Origin of the sequence: Phenylobacterium conjunctum (assembly GCF_042679085.1) — a bacterium.
GTDB lineage: Bacteria > Pseudomonadota > Alphaproteobacteria > Caulobacterales > Caulobacteraceae > Phenylobacterium > Phenylobacterium conjunctum.
Genome location: NZ_JBHTLQ010000103.1, coordinates 1 through 4,194, shown reverse-complemented (window position 1 = coordinate 4,194; position 4,194 = coordinate 1). Strand labels below are relative to the sequence as shown.

The window sequence follows — 4,194 nt, the reverse complement described above, 5'->3', positions numbered from 1 at the left end:
GGCTCTTTGCGTCGGGCCATGGGAGGTCTCCTTCTTTCCCATTATGCCCGCCCACACACGAAATTCCTGACAGTCCCGGGGTCGGCGAGGAATTCTTCATGCTGGCGCTGGAAATCGGCGGCGTTCAGATCAATCAGAGGGTCAAGCCACAGCCCCAAGGCGTCGCCGGGATCCTCCTGCCTGATCCACACCCCCTTCTCAGGCGGGCTCATCACCACCCGGACCCATCTTGAGGTCCGGCGGTACCCTTGGATATCCCGGCAACGAAGCTCACGCCGCTCGAGAAAGCCCTTCAGCACTATGCGATCAGGCCAGAGTTCCAGCGTGCGGCGGCTCCAGGCCATGTGGACCGAGAAGCCAACCAAGCCCAGGATCGCGCCGAAAGACAGGAAGGTTCCCACCCAGCCCCGGACGAGGGCTGCAAAGAGGAGGGCGAGAAGGCTAAGGCCCAGCCAAATGAAGGACCCTTGGCGGCCCTCGAAGACTCGCCAGAACCCGACCCGATAGATTTCAGGTTCCTGATCCATGTCGGCCCCCCAAGCTTCGCCATGATGGTGAGCAATACGCAGGACGCAAGCCAGAGCTGCGTGATCAGCCCGGCGCCATAAGCACCCACGGCACGCCCAGCGGGCCGGGATCGACGCCCCGCGCCCGGATCACCCAGCCCTCGTGCTGGTAAAAGGCGATGGCCGCCGCATTGGCCGCCTGGCACTTGAGCGTCACCCCGCCGCGAGAGACCCGCAGCACATGGCCCAGCAGGGCCTTGCCGACGCCCCGGCCCCGCTCCGCCACATAGAGCGAATGCAGGAAATCGCCGGGGCGGTGATAGGCGGCGAGGCCCAGGATGCGGCCGTCATCGACGGCCACATAGACCTCCTCCACCCGCGCATCGTTCAGGAAGGCCTGGGCGTTGTGCCGCCAGGCCGGCAGCCAGGTGAAGGTCTCGCGCAGCACCCGCTGATAGAGGGCCGCGCAGATCGGCAGCTCCTCGAGGCGGGCGCGGCGGACGATCAGGACAGCCGCTCCCCGATCCAGGTCCCGGCCTGCGCGATCGCCCGCCGGCCGGCGCCCAGCATCATGTAGAAGGCGTGCCAGACGTGGATCATCTCCGGCCAGATTTCGAGGCGCGCGCCCACGCCCGCCAGGCCCGCCTGCTGGGCGACGGCGACCGAGTCCGACATCAGCACCTCTTCCGAGCCCACATGGATCAGGATCGGCGGCAGGCCGGTGAAGTCGGCCCGCGCCGGCGAGGCCAGGACGTCATCGGGCTTGCCGGCCAGGTAGGTGGCCGCGGAGTCGACCATGCCGGCCGTGCTGATCATCGGGTCCTTGCCCTCCTTGACCGCATAGGAGGCGCCGGCCGTGGTCATGTTGGCCCAGGGGCTGATCAGGAACAGGCCCGCCGCGGCCGGCAGGCCGGCGTCCCGCGCCGCCAGCGCCGTGGCCAGGGTCAGGCCGCCGCCGGCCGAATCCCCTGCCATCACGATGCGGGCGGGCGCGACGCCCTGCTCCAGTAGGGCCTTGTAGGCGGCCAGGCCGTCCTCCACCGCCGCCGGATAGGGATGCTCCGGCGCCAGCCGGTAGTCCGAGGTGTAGGCGGTGGCCCCGGCGCCCGCGGCCAGGTGGGCGGCAAGGCCCCGGTGGCTCTTGGGGCTGCCCAGGGAATAGGCCCCGCCGTGGAAGTAGAGCAGCACCTTGTCGGCGGCGGCGCCCTTGGGCGTCAGCTTCTCGGCCGGGCGGCCGCCCAGGGTGACGGCCTCGACCGTGCAGCCTTCCGGCGGCGGGCTCATGTCGCCGAAGGCGTCCATGCCGGCCCGGCGGGTCGGATAGTCGATGGGTCCGGCCAAGCCGTCCCCGCCCATGCCGGCCAGCAGCTCGCGCACGGCGCCGATCTCGGGATCCTTGAAGGTCACGTCGTCTCACTCCCCAGGTCTTTTTCTTGGGCGACAGACTACCGGCTTTGCCGAACCGACAAAGAAAAAGCGGCGCCCCTTTCGGAGCGCCGCTCAACTTGTCGCCCGAGTGTGGCGATCAGGCCTGCATGGTCCAGCCCTCGACGCCCATGGCGGCCTGCCGGCCGGCCTCGGAGCGGGTCGGGTGGGGGTGGCAGACCCGGGCCACGTCTTCCGACGCGGCCTTGAAGGCCATGGCCACGCAATACTCGCCGATCATCTCGCCGACCTGGGGGCCGATCATGTGCACGCCCAGGATCTCGTCGGTCTTGGCGTCGGCCAGGACCTTCACGAAGCCGTCGGTCTCGTGGTTGATCTTGGCCCGGCTGTTGGCGGTGAAGGGGAACTTGCCGGCCTTGTAGGCCACGCCCGCCTCCTTCAGCTGCTCCTCGGTCTTGCCGACCCAGGCGACTTCCGGCGCCGTATAGACCACGCTGGGGACCAGGTCATAGTCCACGTGGGCGTACTTGCCGGCGATCATCTCGATCACCGCCACGGCGTCTTCTTCGGCCTTGTGGGCCAACATCGGCCCCAGGATCGCGTCGCCGATGGCCCAAACGCCCGGCGCCGAGGTCTTGAAGTGGTCGGTGGGGATGAAGCCGCGCTTGTCGAGCTCGACGCCCACGGTCTCCAGGCCGAGGCCGAAGGTATAGGGCCGCCGGCCGATGGCCAGCAGCACATAGTCGGCCTGCAGGGTCTCGGCCTCGCCGCCGGCCGCCGGCTCGACGGTGAGCGACACGCCGGTCTTGGAGGTCTTGGCGCCCGTGACCTTGGACCCCAGCTTGAACTTCATGCCTTGCTTGGTCAGGGAGCGCTGGAAGGTCTTGGCGGTCTCGGCGTCCATGCCGGGGGTGATGCGGTCGAGATACTCGATCACCGTCACCTCGGCGCCCAGGCGACGCCACACAGAACCCAGCTCCAGGCCGATGATGCCCGCGCCGATCACGATCAGCGACTTCGGCACTTCCGGCAGGGACAGGGCGCCGGTGGAATCCACGATGCGCTTGTTGTCCACCACCACGCCCGGCAGGCCCGAAGGCTCCGAGCCGGTGGCGATGACGATGTTCTTGGCTTCGAGCAGGGTGGTCGAGCCGTCCTCGGCGGTCACCTCGACCTTGCCGGGGCCGGCGATCTTGCCCATGCCCTTCACCCAGTCGACCTTGTTCTTCTTGAACAGGAACTCGATGCCCTTGGTCAGCTGGGTCACCGACTCGGCCTTCTGGGCCATCATCTGGACCAGGTTCAGGGTCGGCTTCACCTCGATGCCGAGGGTGGCGAAGTCCTTGCCCGCCGCGGCTTCATAGAGCTCGGAGGCATGCAACAGGGCCTTGGACGGCATGCAGCCGACGTTCAGGCAGGTGCCGCCCAGCGTGCCGCGCTTCTCGACCACCGCGGCCTTCAGGCCCAGCTGGCCGGCGCGGATGCCCGCGTTGTAGCCGGCGGGGCCGCCGCCGATGATGATGACGTCGTACGAAGCCATGGTCTTACAGGTCCAGCAGCAGGCGTTGCGGGTCTTCGATGGCTTCCTTGACCTTGACCAGGAAGGTCACGGCGCCCTGGCCGTCGACGATCCGGTGGTCGTAGCTGAGCGCCAGGTACATCATCGGACGCGCCACGATCTGGCCGTTCACCACCATCGGCCGTTCCTGGATCTTGTGCATGCCCAGGATGCCCGACTGCGGCGGGTTCAGGATCGGTGTCGACATCAGCGAGCCATAGACCCCGCCGTTCGAGATGGTGAAGGTGCCGCCCTGCAGGTCGTCCATGGACAGCTGGCCGTCACGGGCCTTCTTGCCCAGGGCGCCGATGGCCTTTTCGATGTCGGCCAGGCTCATGGCGTCGGCGTCGCGGACCACCGGGGTGACCAGACCCTTCTCGGTGCCGACGGCGACCGAGATGTCGTAGTGGTTCTTGTAGATGATGTCCGTGCCGTCGATCTCGGCGTTGACGTCCGGCACGTGCTTCAGCGCCTGGACCACCGACTTCACGAAGAACGACATGAAGCCCAGCTTCACGCCGTGGCTCTTCTCGAACACGTCCTTGTACTGGTTGCGCAGGGCCATGACGTTGGTCATGTCGACCTCGTTGAAAGTCGTCAGCATCGCCGCGGCGTTCTGAGCTTCCTTCAGGCGGCGCGCGATGGTCTGGCGCAGGCGGGTCATGCGCACGCGCTGTTCGCGTTCGTGGATCTCACGCGGGGCCGAGGGCGCAGGCGCGGCGGCCGGCGCGGCGGCGCGGGCTT

General features: G+C 68.0%; 5 protein-coding genes. All 5 read right to left on the bottom strand.

Going from position 1 to position 4,194, the window contains the following annotated elements; translation table 11 throughout:
• Positions 1-41: 41 nt before the first annotated feature.
• Positions 42-527, bottom strand: coding sequence for a hypothetical protein (locus tag ACFQ27_RS20605; RefSeq protein ID WP_377354889.1), 486 nt, complete (start codon positions 525-527; stop codon positions 42-44).
• 64 nt (positions 528-591) lie between these two features.
• Positions 592-954 (bottom strand): GNAT family N-acetyltransferase, encoded by a 363-nt coding sequence (locus ACFQ27_RS20600; protein WP_377354888.1) that lies wholly within the window; start codon positions 952-954, stop codon positions 592-594.
• A gap of 56 nt (positions 955-1,010) precedes the next feature.
• Complete coding sequence (locus ACFQ27_RS20595) at positions 1,011-1,913, bottom strand: alpha/beta hydrolase (protein ID WP_377354887.1); 903 nt, start codon at positions 1,911-1,913, stop codon at positions 1,011-1,013.
• Positions 1,914-2,031: 118 nt separating this feature from the next.
• Positions 2,032-3,432: a dihydrolipoyl dehydrogenase gene (gene lpdA / locus ACFQ27_RS20590; RefSeq protein ID WP_374343605.1), complete on the bottom strand. Its 1,401-nt coding sequence runs from the start codon at positions 3,430-3,432 to the stop codon at positions 2,032-2,034.
• A 4-nt stretch (positions 3,433-3,436) separates the two neighbouring features.
• A partial coding sequence (gene odhB, locus ACFQ27_RS20585) for a 2-oxoglutarate dehydrogenase complex dihydrolipoyllysine-residue succinyltransferase (RefSeq protein WP_377354886.1) occupies positions 3,437-4,194 on the bottom strand: 758 nt, incomplete at its 5' end.